This window comes from Limnohabitans sp. JirII-29, assembly GCF_003063395.1.
Lineage (GTDB): Bacteria > Pseudomonadota > Gammaproteobacteria > Burkholderiales > Burkholderiaceae_C > Limnohabitans.
In genome coordinates this window covers 222,767-242,705 of record NZ_NESB01000002.1, presented here as the reverse complement: position 1 = coordinate 242,705, position 19,939 = coordinate 222,767, and the positions used below count along the sequence as shown (strand labels likewise).

Below are 19,939 nucleotides of genomic sequence, written 5' to 3'. Positions count from 1 at the left end.
CATGCAGCGCCAACGTGGCCTGACCCTGTTGGAGCTGTTGGTGGTGCTGGCCATCATGGGCTTTGCCATGGCGGGCGTGGCCTTGAGTTTGCGCGATAGCAACCAAACCCAGCTCGACCGCGAGGCACAACGCCTGATCGCCTACCTCGAAGCTGCCCGTGCCCAATCGCGCACCAGCGGCATCCCTCTGGTTTGGCGCAGTACCGCGCAAGGCTTTGTCATCCAAGCCCCCACAGCCCCGCGTCAAACACCCAACGAACAAGCTTGGCTCACGCCTGGCACCACCGCACAAGCGCCCGCTGTTGTGCTGGGGCCCGAGCCCATCGTGGCGCCTGCCAGCATCACGCTGGTCGCGCCCGTTGCAACTGGCAACAACATCGCCACGCGGCGCATTGCCACCGATGGACTGCGGCCTTTTCAGGTGGTGCAGCCATGACGCAGCACCGCGCCCGCACACACACCCCGCACGCAGGGAAGGGCTTCACCCTGATCGAAGTCTTGGTGGCCTTGGCCATCGTGGCCTTGGCCTTGATGACGGGCATGAAAGTCAGCGGGGCTTTGATCTTCAACGCCCAGCGTCAAAGCGACGTGTTGCTGGCCCAAATTTGCGCTGACAACGCCCTGCACCAACTGCGCCTGTCGCAACAATTGCCCGGCGTGGGCGACACCCGCGTGCCCTGCGTGCAGGCCGAGCGCAACTTCGCAGTGGCACTCACCATTCGCAGCACACCCAACCCCTCGTTTCGCCGCGTCGAAGCCCAGGTGTTTGACGCCCAAAACCCCATCTTGCGCGTAGCCACCGTGCTCGGGCGTTATTGACCGAGCCAGCATGAAAACACAGCGCGGCTTCACCCTGATCGAACTGCTGATCGCCATCACCCTGATGGCGGTGCTGGCGGGCTTGAGCTGGCGTGGCATTGACGGCCTGCTGCGCACACGCGAGGTCACCCAACAACGCGTGGACCAAACCGCCGTGCTGCAAACCGTGCTGGCCCAGTGGCAGGCCGACCTCGACGCCATGCAGCCCGTGCCTGGCCTCAGTGACGCTGGGGTGCTGTGGGACGGCCAAGTGCTGCGCATCACCCGGCGCAGCAGTGCGTGGTCCAACGACGGCAGCGACCCTGGTATGTGGGTGGTGGCCTGGAGCCGCAGAGGCACGCCACAGGCCGGCACCGGCCAATGGGTACGGTGGCAATCCCCGGCTATCACCGAGCGAAGCACGCTGGCACAAGCCTGGCAACAAGCCGCGCGCTGGGCGCAAAACCCCAGCACCGACGACCAAACCCGCGAGACCGTGCTGCTGCCACTTGATCAGTGGCAACTCAGCTACTTTCGGGGCAACGCCTGGACCAACCCACTCTCCAGCGCGGCCAGCAGCGACACCACCACACCCACCCCGGGCAACAGCGCCAACAACACGCCCGACGCCATCCGCCTGCTCATCGACTTGCCAGCCAGCGCCGGCATGCGCGGCCGCCTGAGCCTCGACTGGGTGCGCCCCAACTTCAGCAACACCAAGTCATGAAGCACCTGCCCAGCACCCACCGCCCACAGCGTGGTGCCGCCTTGCTGGCGGCCATGCTTACCGTGGCCTTGGTGGCCACCTTGGCAGCGGGTGCCTTGTGGCAACAATGGCGCACCATCGAGGTAGAAAGCGCTGAACGACAACATGCCCAAGCCCGCTGGCTGCTGGCGGGCGCGCTCGACTGGGCGCGCGTCATCCTGCGCGAAGACGCGCGGGCCGACAAGGCCAGCACCCCCACCGACCATCTGGCAGAACCCTGGGCCGTGCCGCTGCAAGAAGCGCGCTTGTCGAGCTTTTTGTCGGCTCTGCCCGACGGCACCAGCAACAGCGACGACGACACCCTGGCCGACCAAGTCTTTTTGTCGGGCCAGATCAACGACTTGCAAGCCCGACTCAACATCACCAACCTGTTCGACGGTGAGCGCGTTGACCCCCAAGCCCTGGCAGTCTTTGCGCGTCTGTTCGAGGTGCTGAACCTGCCGCCCGAACAGCTCAGCGTGCTGGCTCAAGGGCTGGCCAACGCACAACGCAAAGTCAACAGCGCATCGTCCCCATTGATGCCGCAACACATCGAGCAGCTCACCTGGCTCGGCCTCACACCCAGCACCTTGCGCCAGCTCTCGCCGCACATCACCTTGTTGCCGGTGCGCACGCCCATCAACGTCAACACCGCCAGTGCCGAAGTGCTGTTCGCCAGCGTGAAGGGCCTGGGGCTGGCCGATGCCCAACGCTTGGTGCAGCAACGCAGCCGCAGCCACTGGGCCAGCTTGGCCGATTTTCAAAAAGCAGCCGGGGCCCAAAGCTCGGGCGTGAGCGAAGCCACGCACAGCGTCAACACACGCTTTTTTGAAGTTTTTGGACGGCTGCGCATGGCCCACACCCTGATGCAGGAACACACGCTGCTAGAGCGCGATCAAACTGAGGTGAAAGTGCTCTGGCGCGAGGCCGGTCAGTGGGCTAGCGCACAGACCCCGTCTCTACAATGACTGTTCCCATGCTGATCATCGCCCTTCCCCACAGCCACAGCACCGCGCCCCCCGATTACGCCTACGCAGAATCAGACGGCCAAAGCGTGTTGCGCAGCGCCAGCAGCGCCGCTGCTGCATTGCCCTTGCATGCGGGCGAGGTGGTGGGCGTGGTGCCACACAGCCGCCTGTCGTGGTTCAGCGTGCCCTTGCCACCGGGCAGTCAAGGCAACCGCCTGGACGCGGTGTTGGCGGGCCTGCTGGAAGACCGCTTGCTCGACGACCCGCAACAACTGCACCTGGTGCTGCCCGCCGAGGCCCGCGCACAGGCCCGAAGCGGCGGCGACACTTGGGTGGCCGTTTGCGACAAACAGTGGTTTCGCGACAGCCTGGCCCCCTTGCAAGCCGCAGGCTTGACGGTGCAGCGCCTGGTGCCCGAACTCAGCCCCAGCGAAACGCCCCTGCTCCATGTGTTGGGCACCCCCGACCATGCCAGCTGTGTACTCACCCACGCGCAAGGCGTCACCCTGCTCCCCCCCAACACCGCGCAATGGCCGGCGTTTGCCGCGCTGCGCGACCCGGCACTGCACATCCACGCTGAGCCCGCCATGGTGGCGCGCGCGCAGCAACTGCTGCCACAACCCCCCGTGCTGCAAAGCGCGCCGCAGCGCTGGCTGGCCGCTGCCAGCCAAACCCGCTGGGACTTGGCCCAGGGCGAATGGACCCAAGGTGGGCGACAGCGCCTGCAACGCTGGCTGCAAAGCAGTTGGCAAAGCGTGCGCCATGCCCCCGCGTGGCACCCGGTGCGCGTTGGCGTGGTCAGCCTGCTGGTGGTGCAATGGGTGGGGCTCAACGCCCTGGCTTGGCGTGAACAACACGCCATGGAGCAGCAACAACGGACTCTGCCCAATATCTTGAAAACCACCTTCCCCCACGTCACGCTGGTGGTAGACGCCCCGCTGCAAATGCAACGCGAGGTCGACGCCTTGAAGCAACAAACGGGGGCCGCCTCCAGCACCGACTTTGAGCCCTTGCTGGCAGCGCTGGCGCTTGTGCTGCCGAGCGGACAGACCCCCACGCAACTGCACTTTGACGACCACGTGTTACGCATCCAAGGCATGAGCTTGACGGACGAAGAGAGCCGTTTGGCCAACAACACCTTGCATGCACAAGGCCTGCGCTTGCGCCAAGAAGGCAACGACAACTGGTTGCTGCAAGCGGAGGGCACGCCATGAAGACCGCGTTGCGCGCCACCGTGTCTGCCCGCTGGCAAGCCCTGTCTGGCAGCGAACAGCGCAGTCTGACCTGGCTGGGCTGGGTGCTGCTGGTGGCCTTGGTCTACAGCTTGTCCGTGGCCCCGGCTTGGCGCACCTTGCGCCACAGTGACGCGCAACGTGCGCAACTCACACAGCAAGTCGCCCACATGCAAGCCTTGCAAGCCCACACCCAGGCTTTGCAACAGCGAACGCCGCTGCCTCGCGACGAAGCGCTGCGCACGCTGCAAAGCCTCAGCAGCCCTCACGGGCCGGCCATGCAATTGAATGTGCAAGGCGACCGTGTGACCGTGCAACTCAAAGCCTTACCCGCCAGCGCCTTGGCCACTTGGCTCAGCCAAATACGCGCCCAGGCGCAAACCTTGCCGATCGAAGCGCACCTGACGCAAACCAACGCGGCCAGCGCCAACAGCCCCATCAGCTGGAACGGCAGCCTGGTGCTGCGATTGCCCAGCCGCAGCCCCAACGCTGACACCAGCACCTTGAGGTAGCCCGGTGCCGCCAAGCAGCTCGCCCTCTTTTGCCCAGCGCACAGCGCCCAAGCCCTCAAGCACCGCCCACAGCCGCCGCTGGGCCAGTTGGGGCGCAGCACTGGGCGTGCTGGTAGGCTTGGTCACACAAGCACCGGCACAGTGGGTGGCTGATGGCGTGGCGCAACTCAGCCAACAACGCGTCTTGCTCAAGCACGCGCAAGGCACGGTGTGGCAAGGGTCAGCCCAGTGGGTCCTCAGCACAGGTCTGCGCAACGGCGCGCCAGATGCCGCCACCGACAGGGCCTTGCCCACCCCGCTGCACTGGCAGTTGCAACCACAGTTCAGCCGCAGCACAGGGGTGGCGCTGGGGCTTCGCTTGTCCACTGCCTGCTGCACGCCACAGCCTTTGACGCTGTCGCTCTCGCCCTTGTGGGGCGGCCTGCGGGTGGCCATCGACGACCAACCCTCCCCCTCCCAATGGCCGGCCCACTGGTTGGTGGGCCTGGGCGCACCGTGGAACACCATTGAGCCAGAAGGCCAAATGCTGCTGCGCACCCAAGGCTTGTCATGGCAAGTGCAGGCAGGTCAGGCACAACTCCAGGGGCTGGCCGAGTTGCAGCTGCTGCAATTGAGCACCCGTTTGTCCACCCTGCGCCCACTGGGCAGCTACCGGGTGCAAGTGCGCGGCGGTGACACAATGGCCATGACCCTCGACACCCTGGAAGGCAGCTTGCAACTTCAAGGCAGCGGCCAATGGCTGAACCAACGCTTGCGCTTTCAAGGTGAGGCATCGGCCGCACCAGAGTTCGAAGCCGCACTCTCTAATTTGCTGAACATCCTGGGCCAGCGCCGGGGTGCCAAATCCATCATGGAACTGAGTTAAGACCTATGCCCAAGCCACACACACACACGCCCCACTCCAGCGCCTTGCCTTGGGCTCTCAGCTTGGCCTTGGCGTTGCTGCCCGCGCTCAGCGGCGGGTCATTGGCGTACGCTGCTGGTCCCGCTAAAAAATCTGCCGCGCCAGAGCCCATCACCCTGAACTTTGTCAACGCCGACATCGAGAGCGTGGCCCGCACCCTGGCCACCTTGTCCAACAAAAACTTGGTGGTCGACCCGCGTGTCAAAGGCACGCTCAACCTGAGCACCGAACTACCCGTGTCTCCCGCCGAGGCCTGGGCCCAGTTCTTGGCCGCTTTGCGTTTGCAAGGCTTTGCCGTGGTGGAAACCCAAGGCTTGTTCAAGGTGGTGCCCGAAGCCGATGCCAAGCTGCAAGGCGGCAGCGTGCAACAGGTGGACCAGTCCAAGGCCAGCCCCGGCGCGTCGGGTGGGCAGGTGGTGACACAAATTTTCAAGCTCAACTTTGAGCAAGCCAACAACCTGGTGCCGGTGCTGCGCCCACTCATCAGCCCCAACAACACACTCAATGTGAACCCCGGCAACAACTCGCTGGTCATCACCGACTACGCCGACAACTTGCAGCGCATGGCGCGCATCATTGCGGCCCTGGATGTGCCCAACGCCAGCGACGTGGAAGTGATTGCCCTCAAACACGCCATCGCGGTCGACTTGGCGCCTTTGGTCACACGCCTGATCGAACCCAGCAGCAACACCTCAGCAGTCATCACGCCCACACCCGGTCAAACCGGCAGTGACTACAAAACCACCCTCATGGCCGAGCCGCGCAGCAACGCCTTGATCGTGCGCGCCGCCAACCCCGCACGCCTGGCGCTGGTGCGCGCCTTGATTGAAAAACTCGACCAACCCGGCAGCAGCAACCCCAGCGGCAACATCCACGTGGTGTATTTGAAAAACGCCGACGCCACCAAGCTCGCCGCCACCTTGCGCGCTGCCGTCAGCGGTGGCACAGGCAGCAGTGCTAGCCCATCGCTGAGCACGGGCAACAGCAGTGCCATGGCATCGCAACCCCCGGGCATGAACAGCGGTACGGGCGGCAGCAGTGCAGGCAGCAGCATGGGCAGCACGTTGGGGAGCAGCAGCTCAAACGCCAGCACCACCGGCGGCCAAATTCAGGCCGACACGGCCACCAACTCGCTCATCATCACCGCGCCTGAACCGCAATACCGCCAACTGCGCGCCGTGATTGACATGCTCGACCAACGCCGCGCCCAGGTGATGGTGGAGAGCTTGATTGCCGAGGTCAACGCCAGCAAGGCCCAACAAATTGGCATCCAGTGGCTCACTGCCGTGGGGTCGTCCGGCGTGGCAGGCACCAGCTTTGGCACCACCGGCAACATCGTCGCCTTGTCGCAAGGGGGCACCACAGCCAGCACAGCCAGCATCTCCAGCGGCTTGAATATTGGCACGGTGCGCAACATCAATGGCACCAATGTGCTCAGCAGCCTGGCCAACTTTTTGCAGACCAACACCGACGCCAACATTCTGTCCACGCCCAACTTGCTTACGCTCGACAACGAAGAAGCCAAGATCGTGGTGGGCCAAAACGTGCCGTTTCTCACCGGCCAGTACACCAGCAACAACACGGCCACGGGTTCGGTCAATCCGTTCCAAACCATCGAGCGCAAAGACGTGGGCCTGACGCTCAAGGTCAAGCCTCAAATCAGCGAGACGGGCACCGTCAAGCTCACCATCTTCCAAGAGGTGTCGAGCATCGGCACCTCCACCACCTCGGGCTACATCACCAACAAACGCTCCATCGAGTCGAACGTGTTGGTGGAGGACGGCTCCATCGTGGTGTTGGGTGGTTTGCTGTCTGACGAATACTCAGGCAACAAAAGCCAAGTGCCGGGCCTGGGTGACATTCCGGGCTTGGGCTGGTTGTTCAGAAGCGATTCGCGCAGCCGTACCAAGTCCAACCTGATGGTGTTCTTGCGGCCCGTGGTGGTGCGTGACGCCAACGCCACCGAAGCCTTGAGCAACAACCGTTACCAACAAATGCTGGGCTTGCAACAAAACGCCCAACCGCCTCAAAACGGCCTGCTTGATACCGGCGGCGCGGCGATCATGCCAGCCCTGCCCGGCTCGGTGCCCGCAGCCACGCCCAACAAATAAGCCATGCGTCGCCCGCTGCCCTACGCCTTTGCCCGCACCCACCAGCTGCTGCTGGAGGACGATGGTCACACCCTCACCCTGTGGCACAGCGATGCGCCAGACCCCGGAGCCTGGAGCGAGGTGCTGCGCCGCCACGCCGTACAAGCGTTTGAGTACACCGACAAAGCCACCCTGGCCAAGCGCCTGAGCGAGGCCTATGCCCAAGCCGACAGCAACGCCGCTGCCGTGGTGAGCGAAGTGGAAAGCGACACCGACCTCAGCCGCATGATGCAAGAGCTGCCTGCCGTGGAAGACCTGCTCGAAGCTGCCGACGACGCACCCATCATCCGCATGCTCAATGCGCTGCTCACACAGGCTGCGCGCGACGGTGCCAGTGACATCCACATCGAACCCTACGAGCGCCACAGCAGCGTGCGCTTTCGGGTGGACGGCACGCTGCGCGAAGTGGTGCAACCCAACCGCGCCTTGCATGCCGCGCTCATCTCGCGCCTGAAGATCATGGCCGAGCTCGACATTGCCGAAAAGCGTTTACCACAAGACGGCCGCATCTCGCTGCGCTTGGGGCAGCGCGCCATCGATGTGCGCGTGTCCACCCTGCCCAGTGCGCACGGCGAGCGCGCGGTGTTGCGCTTGCTGGACAAATCAGAAAGTCGTCTCACATTACAAGCCGTGGGCATGGAGGGCGAGACTCTGCGTCGCTTTGAAGCCCTGGTGCAACAGCCCCACGGCATCATCTTGGTCACGGGCCCCACGGGCTCGGGCAAAACCACCACGCTGTACGCCGCGCTGCAAGGGCTGGACGCCACACGCAACAACATCATGACGGTGGAAGACCCCATCGAATACGAACTCGCGGGGGTGGGTCAAACCCAGGTCAACCCCAAAATCGATTTGGACTTTGCCAAGGCCCTGCGCGCCATCTTGCGGCAAGACCCCGACATCATCATGATCGGTGAAATCCGCGACTACGAGACCGCGCAAATCGCCATCCAAGCCTCGCTCACCGGTCACCTGGTGCTGGCCACCTTGCACACCAACGACGCGGCCAGCGCTGTGACCCGTTTGACCGACATGGGCGTGGAGCCTTTTTTGCTCAGCTCGTCGCTGCTGGGCGTGCTGGCCCAGCGCTTGGTGCGCAAGCGCTGCACCCATTGCGCAGGTCAAGGGTGCGAAGTCTGCGGCCACAGCGGTTACCAGGGGCGCACCGGCATCTTTGAGCTGCTCACCACCAACGACGACATCCGTGCCCTGATTCACCAACAAAGCAGCGAAGCGCAATTGCGCGAAGCCGCCTTGCGTGCCGGCATGACCCTGATGCGCGACGACGGCGAACGCCTGGTGCGCGCAGGCATCACCAGCGCCGAAGAACTGGTGCGCGTGACGCGGGACTGAAGCCGCCCCCACACACGCCATGCCCGCCTACACCTACGAAGCCCTCGACGCCCAAGGCCAAACCCGCCGGGGCGTGCTAGAGGCCGACACGGCCCGTGCCGCGCGCAGCCAACTGCGCGCGCAAAGCCTGGTGCCACTCAAGGTGGATGCCATGCAGCAGCCCAGCCAGGGGCTCAACACCGTCATTTGGCAATCGCGGGTCTTTGGCGGCTCGGCCCTGGCCACTTGGACGCGCCAGCTGGCCGGGCTGGTGGGCGCGGGCTTGCCATTGGAGCGTGCACTCAGCGCCCTGGCCGAAGAAGCCGAAACACCGCGCCAGCGCGATGTGGTGTCGGCCCTGCGCGCCGAGGTCAACGCCGGTTCGCCCTATGCCAAAGCCTTGGCGCAGCACCCGCGTGAGTTTTCGGCCATCTACATCGCGGTCATTGGTGCAGGCGAGCAAAGTGGCCATTTGGGTCTGGTGCTTGAACGACTGGCCGACGACTTGCAAGAGCAGCAAGCCCTGCGCAGCAAGCTACTGGCCGCAGGCTTGTACCCGGCCATCGTGAGCTTGGTGGCCTTGGTGATTGTGTTGTTCTTGCTGGCTTATGTGGTGCCCCAAGTGGCCCAGGTGTTCAGCAACAACCAACGCAGTTTGCCGTTTTTAACCAACGCCATGCTGGCCTTGAGCGAGGCGGTGCAAAACTTTTGGCTCTACGGTGTGGTGTTCATCGTTGCGGCTGGCTTGGTGGCACGGCAGGCTCTGAAACAACCAGGTTTGCGTCTGCGCTTTGATGCAGCCTGGCTGACACTGCCCTTGGTGGGCCGTCTGGCACGCGGCTACAACGCGGCGCGCTTTGCCAGCACCTTGGCCATGCTGGCCGCAGCAGGCGTGCCAATTTTGAAAGCCCTGCAGGCCGCGGCTGACACCTTGTCCAACGCCGCCTTGCGCCACGACGCACAAGACGCGCTGGTGCTGGTGCGCGAAGGTGCGCCACTGGCCACGGCTTTGGCGCAGCACCCGCGCTTTCCGCGCTTGCTGGTCATGTTCTCGCGCTTGGGCGAACAAACCGGCACCTTGCCCGCCATGCTGCAAAGCGCGGCCAACCAACTCAGCGCCGAGGTGCAACGCCGCGCCTTGCAACTGGCCACGGTGCTCGAGCCCCTGCTGATTGTGCTGATGGGGGGCATGGTGATGCTGATCGTTTTGTCGGTGATGCTGCCGATCATTCAGCTCAACAACCTGATCAAATAATTGGGTTCTGACCCCAATTAACGATTCACGCAAGGGATGGAAAAAACATGAGCGTTTCTTTGGATGGCAAGTTGGTGGTGGCCATTTCGTCACGTGCCTTGTTCGACTTTGAAGAAGAAAACCTCATCTTCGAACAAGGCGACGACCGCGCCTACATGCAGCTGCAACTCGACCGCCTAGAAACCCCGGCCAAACCGGGCGTGGCGTTTTCACTGGTGCAAAAGCTGCTGGCCTTCAACGACGCCACGGCACAGCGCGTGGAGGTGGTGATCCTCTCGCGCAACGACCCGGTCAGTGGCATGCGTGTGTTTCGCTCGGCGCAGCACTATGGCTTGCCCATCCAGCGCGGCAGCTTCACGCGGGGCAAATCGCCCTGGCGCTACCTGCGCCCGCTCAACGCCAACTTGTTTTTGTCCACCCATTTGTCCGACGTGCGCTCGGCGCTCGATGCGGGTGTCCCCGCCGCGCAGGTGTACCCGCATTCGGCCCATGCCTCAGAGGCCAACCCCCACGAAGTGCGCATTGCCTTTGACGGCGACGCCGTGCTGTTCAGCGACGAGGCCGAGCGCGTGTACCAAGCCGAAGGCCTGAGCGCGTTTCAGCAACACGAAAAAGACAAAGCTGCCCAGCCCTTGTCGGCCGGCCCCTTCAAACCCCTATTGGCCGCGCTGCAAGTGTTGCAACAAGCGGGCACGCCGCACATGCGCATTCGCACCGCCTTGGTCACGGCACGCAGTGCGCCGGCCCACGAGCGCGCCATTCGCACGCTCATGAACTGGAACATCGAGGTGGATGAAGCCATGTTCTTGGGCGGGCTGGAAAAGGGCGAGTTCTTGCGCGAGTTCGAACCCGACTTTTTCTTCGATGACCAAACCGGCCACATCGAGTCAGCTGCCCGTCACGTGCCTGCGGGCCATGTGGCCAGTGGCGTGCGCAACCCTTCCGAGTAAATCCCGATGAACGCTGTTCGTGCCGTCTCTCTGGGCTTGGTGAGCCAATGGCAAAAAAACCGTTTGCAACTCAGCCGAGTCTGGGCCTTGTCGTCGCCTTATTTTTTACACGCCGAAGAACGATGGCATGCCCGTGGCCTATTGGCCGCGTGCGTGGCGCTGAACCTGGGCATGGTCTACATGATGGTTTTGCTCAACGACTGGAACCGCGTGTTCTACGACGCCTTGCAAAACCGAAACGCCGAGGTGTTCTGGCAGCAACTGCGCGTGTTTGCGCTGCTGGCCACTTGCTTCATTTTGGTGGCGGTGTACCGCTTTTATTTGACGCAATTGCTGGAGCTGCGTTGGCGCGCCTGGATGACGCGCGATTACCTAGAACGCTGGCTCTCCAACAACGCTTTCTACCAACTCGAATTGCAATCGCAGCACAGTGCCACCGGCACCCGCAGCGGCACCGACAACCCCGACCAACGGATTCAAGAAGATGTGCAGCAGTTCACCTCAGACACCGTGGGTCTGAGCCTGGGACTGCTGGACGCCACGGTCACCTTGCTGAGCTTTGTCGGCATCTTGTGGGGCTTGTCAGGTGGGTTCAGTTTTGAGCTGGGGGGTGAGGCCTTCAACATTCCGGGCTTCATGGTGTGGATGGCCCTGGCCTATGCCTTGGCTGGCAGCTTGATTGGGCACTGGATTGGCAAGTCCATGGCCTCGCTCAACTTTGCGCAACAACGCTACGAGGCCGACTTTCGTCACCACCTGATGCGCGTGCGCGAGTACGGCGAAGCCATCGCCCTTGACCGCGGTGCGGCGGTCGAGCGCGCCTCGCTGCAAGTGCGCTTTGGCCAGGTGCTCGACAACTTCATGCGCTTGCTGCGGGTGCAAAAGCGCTACACCTGGTTCAACTCGGGCTACGGCCAGGCGGCGGTGGTGTTCCCCATGCTGGTGGCATCGTCGCGCTACTTCAGTGGCGCCATTCAGCTGGGTGAGTTGATGCAAATTTCTTCCGCCTTTGGTCAGGTGCAAGAGTCGCTGAGTTGGTTCATCAGCAACTACAGCCGCTTGGCTTCTTGGCAGGCCACCACCTTGCGGTTGACCAGCTTCCAAGAGCAGATGTCGGCCATTGCGCTCACACCCACCCCCTGCGCCACTCCTCACGTTTTGGGTACGGCATTGAACGTGCTCGACTCCGCGCCTCTGACGGTGTGCCTGCCCAATGGCGAGGTGCTGCTGGCCAACACCGCCTTGCACGTCAGCGCAGGCGACAGCGTGTTGATTCGTGGGCCATCGGGTTGCGGCAAGTCCACGCTGATGCGTGTGCTCGCGGGCATCTGGCCCTATGCCAGCATCGCCTCGGAACAAGACTTCATCACCTCACCCGAGGCTTTGGTTGCACTGCCCGCAGGCAGCATGTTCATGCCGCAGCGCCCTTACTTTCCCGAAGGAAGTTTGCGCCAGGCCCTGGCCTACCCCGATGCAGCGGACCACTACAGCGACGACGCGCTGCGCCAGGCCTTGAGCGATGCCTTGCTGCCGCACCTGATGACGCAGCTCGACACCGAGAGCCGTTGGACGCAACAGCTCTCCGGCGGCGAGCAACAACGTTTGGCAATGGCGCGCGTGCTGCTCAAGCGCCCACGCTGGGTCTTTGCCGACGAGGCCACCAGTGCGCTGGACGAAGCGGGTGAGAAAGTTTTGTACGAGCAACTGCTGGCTCTGGTGCGCGCGCAAGGTGGCGCTTTGGTGTCCATCGCCCACCGCCCCGGTGTGGCGGTGTTTCATCAAACGCAATGGGTGTTCACGCCAGCGCCTGAGGGCAGCGCACAGAAGTTTGTGCTTGAGGTGGTGTAAGCACAGGGCTCAGGGCACAGGGCTCAGGCCCTGCTCAGCTCACGCCTGCCAGCGTGCCCGGTCTTTCATAGTTCTTGTGCCAACCATGCAGGTATGTCGCGGCTCATGTGCAAGACACGCCAAACGTCAATGGCATCCGCCGACTCTATGTAGAACACCAGATAGGGGTAGCGATTCAGTGACCATGAACGCAGACCCGGCAAGTCCAAGCGGTGGGCATATTGAGGCGAACCCGTCGCCGGATGCCTAGAAATATGCGTATAGGCAAGCTCTAGGGCCTTGATGAAACCCAAAGCAGCTGCGTCTGCCTGCTCTTTTAGGTAATGGTCGATCGCATGCTCAACGTCTTCGTTCGCCTTTGCACGTGGAACGACTGGTTTGAACTTCACTTGAGGTGTGTCGTTCGTTTAACTCGCTGATGCAGACGCTCGAAATAAGCGGCATCAGCAGGCGCTGCAGATTCGGAATGTGCGCCCACCAGCAACATAGATCGCAATTGCTGGCGGTCTTGGTCTTTACGTATCAAGTCTCGAACATATTCACCGCCGCTGCCATAGCCTCGCTGACCGACTTGGTCATCGACAAAAGATTTCAAAGTGTCTGGCAGTGAAATATTCATGGTACTCATGCGCATATCTTAAACACACAGAAAGGCAGCAGCGCCGAAGTTTGTGCTTCAGGTGGTGTAGACCCAGGGCGAATGCTCTGCCCAGCTCACGCCATGCCATGCCACGCCATACCAGCACGGCCCTATTGTCTTGCGAATTGCTATCACCGGCGATATCATTGCAACCATGGACACGGCAACCAAGTTACTCAATGCAATGCGCCAAAACCCGAATGACTGGGTCATGGCAAGACTGCTCACCGTTCCAGCCCACCGGCCCATCAAGGCCATCTACATCAAGCGCTTCGTTGCGTTGATCGATCAAATTCAGGAGTAAGTCATGACCGTTAAGCGCATAGCAAAAGCGAAACCTGCATTTCCCTTCGACGCCTACAGCCATGTTGTCAGCCCCATTGATGCGGCTGAGGGGGGCGGTTTCATGTTCACCATGCCCGACATTCCTGGCGTCATGGGCGATGGAGCAACTGCGCTCGAAGCGATTGCCGATGGCCGAGAAGCATTTATTGCCACGGTCAGCGCCATGGTGGATATGGGACAACAAATCCCTTCCCCTGCATTCAATGCGAATGATTTCACCCCTGCCTCCGCATCGGGGAAAGTCTTGGCTCGGCTTCCACGCTCCATGCACATGCAACTGACCGCAAGAGCAAAAACTGAAGGCGTGTCGCTCAACGCGTTGGTTCTGGCTTTGATCGCCGAAGGTTTAGGACGACGCAACCCAGCTTAACCCTGCCAACGCACCCACCCCTTGGCGCGCAAATCGCAAGCAGGGCAGGTGCCACAGCCATAGCCCCAGTCGTGGCGGTGGGTGCGGTCGCCCAGGTAGCAGGTGTGGGTCTGCTCCACGATGAGTTGCACCAAGGCATCGCCCCCTCCCGTTTGCGCACGCTCACCCAAGTCATGTGCGAGTTGCCAGGTCTGCGCCTTGTCGATCCACATCAGCGGGGTCTCGATCAACAAGCGACGGTCCATGCCGAGTGACAAGGCAATTTGCATGGCCTTCATGGTGTCGTCACGGCAGTCGGGGTAGCCCGAAAAATCGGTTTCACACACACCGGTGACGATCACGTCCAGATCGCGTCGATAGGCCAGCGCTGCCGCCAAGGTCAAGAACAGCAAATTGCGGCCCGGCACAAAGGTGTTGGGCAGGCCCGACGCCTCCATCTTGAACACCATGTCGCGCGTCAGCGAGGTTTCGCTCACCTGACCCAGCACCGCCAAGTCCAGCAAATGGTCTTCACCCAATTTGTGCGCCCATTGGGGGAAGGTGGTCTTGATGTGTTGCAACACATTCAGCCGTGCTTCCAACTCCACGTGGTGGCGTTGCCGGTAATCAAACGCCAAGGTCTCCACCCGTTCGTACTGCGACAGCGCGTGCGCCAAGCAGGTGGTGGAGTCTTGCCCGCCCGAGAACAAAACCAGGGCGTTGCGGTGAATGGGGCGATGTGGCGTGAAAGTCATGGTGCAGTGCTCGTGGGTGGCTTCTTGGGTTGCCATTTGAAAAACATGGGGTACTGGCGTTGCACCAAAGGGCTTTCAAAACCCCACGACAGGCAGCGCCCCAAATGCGGAGGTGGCACATCCGGCTGGGTTTGTCCAAAGTTGGAGGTGATGGTTTGAAACGCAGCAGTGGCCATGTTGAACAACAGTTCACGCAAGTGGGTGCAGCCCTTGGCGTTACCCAAACGCTCGTCAATCGCACGTCGCCAACCCGCGCCCATGGTGCAACCGACCATTTGCTGCATGGGCTCTTGGGCTGGCGGGCATTCGCCGTGTGGCACGCTGTCCATGGCCACGGCAATCTCTTGAATGACCAACTGCGCATTCACCGTGACGCGGATGCGCATGTCATGGATCGGCTCATCGGCTTGCCAAGTGCCCTCACCCTGAATGTGAAACGCTTGCGGCTTGGTATCGCACAGATGGCCCTCGATGTCCCACAGGCCATCGTCACGGCGAAAGCCTTGGTAACTCACTTGGCGGGTGTGTGCCAGAGTTCGAGGTTGAGAAGCAGGTAATGGCACGGAAGCACTTTCAAAGTCAATGGCTGTCGGGGGTGTGACGGGTCAAGCGGTCGACATAGGCAATCGCCAAAGCGCTCAACAAGAAGGTGATGTGGATCACGGTTTGCCACAGCAACACTTTTTCGTCGTAGTTGGCGGCGTTGATGAAGGTCTTGAGCAAGTGGATGGACGAGATGCCAATGATGGCCGTGCCCAACTTCACTTTCAGTACCGACGCGTTCACGTGGCTCAGCCACTCGGGTTCATCAGGGTGGTCTTCGAGGTACATGCGCGAGACAAAGGTGTCGTAGCCGCCCACGATGACCATCACCAACAGGTTGGAGATCATCACCACATCGATCAAGCCCAGCACCACCAACATGATGATCGACTCGTTCAAATGGGTGATGGCGATGTCGGACTTGTAGCCAATCGCGTTGACCAGTGCGGTGATGGCCGTCTGGCTGCCAAACGAAGCCTCCACCAAGTGCACCAACTCCACCCAGAAGTGAAACACGAACACAGCTTGCGCCGCAATCAGCCCCAGATAGAGCGGCAGCTGAATCCAACGGCTGGCAAAGATCAAGCGTGGCAGTTGTTTCATGGGGAGGCTTTCGCAACAGGGGTAGGCTGAAATTTTGCCTGAGGGCACTAAACTCCTCGGCATGCTGATTCAAATTTTCTCACTCTTGCTGCAAGTCGCCGTGGGCTTGGTGGCGGGCACTTGCTTGTTGCGCATGTACATGCACCTCATGCGCATCAACCTGTCAGCGCGTGCAGGTAACCCACTGGCACCGTTTGTGTTTGCCATGACCAACTGGTTGGTGCTGCCCTTGCGCCGCTCTGTGCCTGCCATCGGTCGCTTGGACACCGCCAGCTTGCTGGCAGCCTATGCCTTGGTGCTGGCGAAATTTGTGCTGCTGGGTTTGATGATGGGCCACATTCCCGACTGGGTGGACCTGCTGGTCATGTCGGCCTTGGAGTTGCTCAACCTGACCCTCTCCAGCCTGGTGTGGCTGGTGCTCGTCTACGCCATGCTGTCGTGGGTACGCGCTGGTTCAGATGTGGGCTATGCCCTGGGCCAATTGGTCGAGCCCATGTTGCAACCTTTGCGTCGCGTCATCCCACAAATCGGTGGCGTGGACTTGTCGCCCCTGGCGTTGCTGGTGCTGTTGCAAGTCCTTGAGATTGTGCTGCGCCATCTCGGCACCTAAGGCGTCACCGGCAATTCAACGTCGTTGATTTTTGTCATTAAAAAATCAATGAAGACGCGCACCTTGGCTGGCAATAAACGCGTCGCTGTCAAGACATAAACCGGCACCGAAGGCATGTCCCACTCTGGCAAGACACGTACCAACACATGGCTGTCACGGTCGGACTGAAACATTTTTTCGCCATTCATCATGATGCCCTCACCCGCCAAAGCCAAATTGCGCAGCATTCCAAAGTTGTTGGCCATCACACGACCGTGAACACGCACCGATTCGCTGTGACCATCTGTGGCACGCGTCAACACCCAAGGCGCGTCTCGCATGCGTAAACATTGGTGAGCCAACAAGTCTTGTGGCTGTTCAGGCGTGCCGTGCTGCGCCAAATACCCAGGTGACGCATACAAACCCGTTTTCAAAGTGGCCATCTGTCTGGCAATCAAATGGTTGTCTTTGGGGGGGCCCATTCGGATGGCAAAGTCGACCCCGTCGGTCAGCAAATTCGACTGTCCTGGGTTGAGGTCTAACGCAAACTGAATGTCTGGGTACACCACACCAAACTCAGTCAACACCTTGCTGATGTACATCACGCTGAAATCCACCGGCATGGACGCCCGAATCAACCCACTGGGCTTGGCATGCAAACTGGCCAACTCCAGGTGGGCCAGCTCTGCCTCTTGCACGATGCGCTGGCAGTTGTCGAAGTAGGTTTTGCCAGCCTCCGTCAAATCCACGCGCCGCGTGGTGCGATGGAACAAGCGTAAACCCACCTCACGCTCCAACTCGGCGATGCGGCGTGACACGGTGGAGCTGGGCATGCCCAACACATCGCCCGCACGCCGAAAGCTGCTGCCCTTGGCCACCTCCACAAACACATGCATGTTTTTGAAAATTTCCACCGACTTTTATCCCATCAATGAATCAATAAAAATCATTTGACCATATTTATCCCATAAAAGTTACAAAAGACAATTCACTGACGTGAATTTACAAGGACTTTTCATGACGAATACAGCCACACATCCTGTTGCCGGACTTGCCGCCAAAGTTGGCGCCATGCTCTTTCTGCTTTGGTCCATCTTGCACATCTGGGTGGGCTACGAGGGCATCCACCAATACCTGACCCAAGGCACCTCGGGCCTGTGGAACTTGGTGATTGGCGGCAGCCAAGTGCCACGCAGTGCCTTTCAACACACCCAAGACGCGACCACCGCCTTCGCGCAAGGCCAGTTGCTGTTGAACTTTTGCATCGACGTGGGGGGCTATGGTGTGCTGGGCTTGGTGGTGGCCTGGCTCATCTGGACACAAGCCTCATGGCTGGGCTACTTTTTAGGCTTGGCCATCATTGGCATTGCAGACATGACCTTTTTGCTGGCGATGGTGACCTCGGGCGTGATTGCCTTCAGCCTGGAAAGCATCAGCGGCCCCGTGATTTGGTTTTTAGCCATCTTGATCACGCCGTTTGGTTTGCCAATGCTCAAGCAGCGCTGAGGCAACACATCCATGCACCTCGCAGACATACGCAACACGGCCTTGATCTTGATCGATGAGCCAATCAACCACCCTGTGTGGCACGGCCAAACACCTTTGCAGACGCTCAAACACAACACCTGCGTTTTGCGTCGATTTGCAACCGGCACAGGCATGCCCATCGTCTGTATGCGTCGTCAAAACTCGACCAAGCCCACAGACCACCCCAACACCCATGTGGTTCCTACGTGGGAAGACCCGCTTTTCAAAGAGGCCTGCCTTGCCACCCAAAAACACCACTTCGTGATCGCGGGCGCAACCACTGACAGCCATATCGTGGGTCCGGCCACGCATGCGCTCGACCACGGCTTTGAGGTCCATGTCATGCAAGATGCTTGTGGCGCAGGCCACGCGATTGACGAAGCCTTGGCTTGGCAACGCTTGAATCGTTCAGGGGCTCAATTGAACTCCACACGCGCCATGGTGGCCGAGTTGGTAGACCACTGGGCCTCGCCTGTGGGTACTGTGGCCTATTCGGTGTTGATGTGAAGCTGCAACGCTTGAGCGGGCACGCTTGGGTCAACGGTCTTTGACAAACAAGTTCACCACCAGCTCGCGTAGCCAGACATTGCCTAAGTCTTCGTGAAGACCTGCGGTGCCAGTGCAAACGAATGGTGCTCACTGGCAAGCGCAAGGGGCAGCATCAAATAGGAAGAGCCAAGCACACGTACTCGCGGTCAAACAAGCGGCGTTACTGTGCGCATCAAGCGCGCAAGAGTTCGCGCCCAATGATGAGTTGTTGAATTTGGGTGGTGCCTTCGTACAAGCGCAGCAGGCGCACGTCGCGGTAGAAACGCTCCACCGGGTATTCGTTGATGTAGCCCGCGCCACCGTGCACTTGCACGCCCCGGTCGGCCACGCGACCCACCATCTCGGTACAAAACAATTTGGCGCACGACACGTGCATGGACACCTCGGGGTCAGACACCTGCGCGGGCTTGGCGTCAAAGCGCCGCGCCACGTCTTGCACCAAGGCCCAGCCCGCCAGCAACTCGGCTTGGCTATCGGCCAGCATGGCTTGGATGAGCTGAAACTCGCCAATGGCTTTGCCAAACTGCTTGCGGTCACGCGCATAGGCGGTGGCTTCTTCGAGGATGCGCTGCGCCATGCCACACGACACCGCCGAGATGTGCAAGCGCCCCCGATCGAGCACCTTCATGGCGGTTTTGAAGCCCTGGCCTGGCACACCCCCAATGATGTTGGCCGCTGGCACGCGCACGTTGTCCAACATCACGTCGCAGGTTTTGGTGCCGCGTTGGCCCATTTTTTTGTCGGTCTTGCCCAGCGTGATGCCCGGCAAATCGGCCGGCACGATGAAGGACGACACCCCACCTGCGCCCGGCCCACCCGTGCGTGCCATCAGCGTGAAAGCGCCTGCGCGTGGCGCGTTGGTGATGTAGCGCTTGGTGCCATTGAGCACGTAGTGGTCGCCGTCCAAGTCAGCGCGGGTTTTGAGCGATGCGGCGTCCGAGCCCGCATCGGGCTCGGTGAGTGCAAACGACATGATGAGCTCACCACTGGCCACACGCGGCAAGATGTCGCGCTTTTGTTCGGGCGTGCCATCCATCAAGATGCCTTGCGAACCAATGCCCACGTTGGTGCCAAACACCGAGCGAAAGGCCAAGGCGGTGCGCCCGATCTCGTAGGCCACTTGCACCTCTTGGCTCATGGACAAGCCAATGCCGCCAAACTCTTCCGGGATGGACAGGCCAAACAGGCCCATGGCTTTCATGTCTTCCACGATGTCGGCAGGCACCTCGTCGTGTTCTTCGAGGTGGTTTTCTGCCGGGATCAAACGCTCACGGATGAAGCGCTGCAAGGTGGGCAACAACAGGTCGAACGATTCGGTGTCGAGGGCCATGGGGTGGTGTCCTGA

Annotated in this window: 24 protein-coding genes; 17 read left to right on the top strand and 7 right to left on the bottom strand. The window is 61.1% G+C overall.

All coding sequences use genetic code 11. The features are described 5' to 3' along the window. Window position 1: 1 nt before the first annotated feature. From B9Z39_RS03935 to B9Z39_RS03880, 12 genes are read left to right on the top strand one after another with little or no spacing between them, the layout of a single operon-like run. Window positions 2-436, top strand: coding sequence for a prepilin-type N-terminal cleavage/methylation domain-containing protein (locus tag B9Z39_RS03935; RefSeq protein ID WP_108300784.1), 435 nt, complete (start codon window positions 2-4; stop codon window positions 434-436). Next, window positions 433-819, top strand: coding sequence for a type II secretion system minor pseudopilin GspI (gene gspI, locus B9Z39_RS03930; protein WP_100145201.1), 387 nt, complete (start codon window positions 433-435; stop codon window positions 817-819). The genes B9Z39_RS03935 and gspI overlap by 4 nt, the downstream gene beginning before the upstream one ends. Window positions 820-829: 10 nt before the next feature. Continuing rightward, window positions 830-1,525, top strand: a complete 696-nt coding sequence (locus B9Z39_RS03925; protein WP_108300783.1) for a type II secretion system protein J — start codon at window positions 830-832, stop codon at window positions 1,523-1,525. Beyond that, on the top strand, window positions 1,522-2,511 hold the full coding sequence (gene gspK, locus B9Z39_RS03920; protein WP_108300782.1) for a type II secretion system minor pseudopilin GspK: 990 nt from the start codon (window positions 1,522-1,524) through the stop codon (window positions 2,509-2,511). Before B9Z39_RS03925 ends, gspK begins: the two co-directional genes overlap by 4 nt. Window positions 2,512-2,519: 8 nt before the next feature. Continuing rightward, entirely contained in the window at window positions 2,520-3,725 is a 1,206-nt protein-coding gene (gene gspL / locus B9Z39_RS03915; protein ID WP_158269447.1) for a type II secretion system protein GspL, read from the top strand. Continuing rightward, window positions 3,722-4,255 carry a type II secretion system protein GspM gene (gene gspM, locus B9Z39_RS03910; protein WP_108300780.1) on the top strand — a complete coding sequence of 178 codons (534 nt, stop codon included), beginning with the start codon at window positions 3,722-3,724 and terminating at the stop codon, window positions 4,253-4,255. Before gspL ends, gspM begins: the two co-directional genes overlap by 4 nt. A gap of 4 nt (window positions 4,256-4,259) precedes the next feature. Beyond that, window positions 4,260-5,120, top strand: a complete 861-nt coding sequence (gene gspN / locus B9Z39_RS03905; protein ID WP_108300779.1) for a type II secretion system protein N — start codon at window positions 4,260-4,262, stop codon at window positions 5,118-5,120. Between the two features lie 5 nt (window positions 5,121-5,125). After that, window positions 5,126-7,270 (top strand): type II secretion system secretin GspD, encoded by a 2,145-nt coding sequence (gene gspD, locus B9Z39_RS03900; protein WP_108300778.1) that lies wholly within the window; start codon window positions 5,126-5,128, stop codon window positions 7,268-7,270. 3 nt (window positions 7,271-7,273) lie between these two features. Next, window positions 7,274-8,662: a GspE/PulE family protein gene (locus tag B9Z39_RS03895; protein ID WP_108300777.1), complete on the top strand. Its 1,389-nt coding sequence runs from the start codon at window positions 7,274-7,276 to the stop codon at window positions 8,660-8,662. 19 nt (window positions 8,663-8,681) lie between these two features. Continuing rightward, window positions 8,682-9,896: a type II secretion system inner membrane protein GspF gene (gspF, locus tag B9Z39_RS03890; RefSeq protein WP_108300776.1), complete on the top strand. Its 1,215-nt coding sequence runs from the start codon at window positions 8,682-8,684 to the stop codon at window positions 9,894-9,896. Window positions 9,897-9,943: 47 nt separating this feature from the next. Continuing rightward, window positions 9,944-10,846 (top strand): 5'-nucleotidase, encoded by a 903-nt coding sequence (locus B9Z39_RS03885; RefSeq protein WP_108300775.1) that lies wholly within the window; start codon window positions 9,944-9,946, stop codon window positions 10,844-10,846. 6 nt (window positions 10,847-10,852) lie between these two features. Beyond that, window positions 10,853-12,694 carry an ABC transporter ATP-binding protein/permease gene (locus B9Z39_RS03880; protein ID WP_108300774.1) on the top strand — a complete coding sequence of 614 codons (1,842 nt, stop codon included), beginning with the start codon at window positions 10,853-10,855 and terminating at the stop codon, window positions 12,692-12,694. Between the two features lie 65 nt (window positions 12,695-12,759). Here the strand turns inward: B9Z39_RS03880 and B9Z39_RS03875 are convergent, their stop codons facing one another. Together B9Z39_RS03875 and B9Z39_RS03870 are read right to left on the bottom strand one after the other, a co-directional pair. Continuing rightward, entirely contained in the window at window positions 12,760-13,083 is a 324-nt protein-coding gene (locus tag B9Z39_RS03875; protein WP_100145178.1) for a type II toxin-antitoxin system RelE/ParE family toxin, read from the bottom strand. Then, window positions 13,080-13,322, bottom strand: coding sequence for a type II toxin-antitoxin system ParD family antitoxin (locus B9Z39_RS03870; RefSeq protein ID WP_100145766.1), 243 nt, complete (start codon window positions 13,320-13,322; stop codon window positions 13,080-13,082). Before B9Z39_RS03870 ends, B9Z39_RS03875 begins: the two co-directional genes overlap by 4 nt. A 130-nt stretch (window positions 13,323-13,452) precedes the next feature. On the opposite strand from B9Z39_RS03870, the gene B9Z39_RS03865 reads away from it, so the two are divergent. Both B9Z39_RS03865 and B9Z39_RS03860 read left to right on the top strand, forming a co-directional pair. Further along, the gene (locus tag B9Z39_RS03865) at window positions 13,453-13,638 is read left to right on the top strand and encodes a hypothetical protein (protein ID WP_108300773.1); all 186 of its coding nucleotides are present in this window, start codon (window positions 13,453-13,455) and stop codon (window positions 13,636-13,638) included. A 3-nt stretch (window positions 13,639-13,641) separates the two neighbouring features. After that, entirely contained in the window at window positions 13,642-14,049 is a 408-nt protein-coding gene (locus B9Z39_RS03860) for a type II toxin-antitoxin system HicB family antitoxin (RefSeq protein ID WP_100145174.1), read from the top strand. Here the strand turns inward: B9Z39_RS03860 and queC are convergent. The 3 genes from queC to B9Z39_RS03845 are packed head-to-tail and all read right to left on the bottom strand — an operon-like array spanning window position 14,046 to window position 15,929. Further along, window positions 14,046-14,759 (bottom strand): 7-cyano-7-deazaguanine synthase QueC, encoded by a 714-nt coding sequence (queC, locus tag B9Z39_RS03855; RefSeq protein WP_108300941.1) that lies wholly within the window; start codon window positions 14,757-14,759, stop codon window positions 14,046-14,048. The two genes, B9Z39_RS03860 and queC, sit on opposite strands and share 4 nt — an antisense overlap. Before the next feature lie 20 nt (window positions 14,760-14,779). Continuing rightward, the gene (locus tag B9Z39_RS03850) at window positions 14,780-15,346 is read right to left on the bottom strand and encodes a DUF2889 domain-containing protein (protein ID WP_108300772.1); all 567 of its coding nucleotides are present in this window, start codon (window positions 15,344-15,346) and stop codon (window positions 14,780-14,782) included. A gap of 16 nt (window positions 15,347-15,362) precedes the next feature. Beyond that, window positions 15,363-15,929 (bottom strand): TIGR00645 family protein, encoded by a 567-nt coding sequence (locus B9Z39_RS03845; RefSeq protein WP_100145170.1) that lies wholly within the window; start codon window positions 15,927-15,929, stop codon window positions 15,363-15,365. 61 nt (window positions 15,930-15,990) lie between these two features. On the opposite strand from B9Z39_RS03845, the gene B9Z39_RS03840 reads away from it, so the two are divergent. After that, on the top strand, window positions 15,991-16,539 hold the full coding sequence (locus B9Z39_RS03840; protein ID WP_108300771.1) for a YggT family protein: 549 nt from the start codon (window positions 15,991-15,993) through the stop codon (window positions 16,537-16,539). On the opposite strand, the gene B9Z39_RS03835 is transcribed toward B9Z39_RS03840, so the two are convergent. Beyond that, window positions 16,536-17,432: a LysR family transcriptional regulator gene (locus B9Z39_RS03835; RefSeq protein ID WP_100145166.1), complete on the bottom strand. Its 897-nt coding sequence runs from the start codon at window positions 17,430-17,432 to the stop codon at window positions 16,536-16,538. The two genes, B9Z39_RS03840 and B9Z39_RS03835, sit on opposite strands and share 4 nt — an antisense overlap. Window positions 17,433-17,535: 103 nt before the next feature. Here B9Z39_RS03835 and B9Z39_RS03830 point away from each other — a divergent pair, with 103 nt between their 5' ends. Together B9Z39_RS03830 and B9Z39_RS03825 are read left to right on the top strand one after the other, a co-directional pair. After that, a complete protein-coding gene (locus B9Z39_RS03830) occupies window positions 17,536-18,024 on the top strand; it encodes a hypothetical protein (RefSeq protein WP_108300770.1) in 489 nt (162 codons plus the stop codon). 12 nt (window positions 18,025-18,036) lie between these two features. Continuing rightward, complete coding sequence (locus B9Z39_RS03825) at window positions 18,037-18,552, top strand: isochorismatase family protein (RefSeq protein WP_108300769.1); 516 nt, start codon at window positions 18,037-18,039, stop codon at window positions 18,550-18,552. Between the two features lie 214 nt (window positions 18,553-18,766). Here the strand turns inward: B9Z39_RS03825 and B9Z39_RS03820 are convergent, their stop codons facing one another. Continuing rightward, complete coding sequence (locus tag B9Z39_RS03820) at window positions 18,767-19,924, bottom strand: acyl-CoA dehydrogenase family protein (RefSeq protein ID WP_108300768.1); 1,158 nt, start codon at window positions 19,922-19,924, stop codon at window positions 18,767-18,769. Window positions 19,925-19,939: the final 15 nt, after the last annotated feature.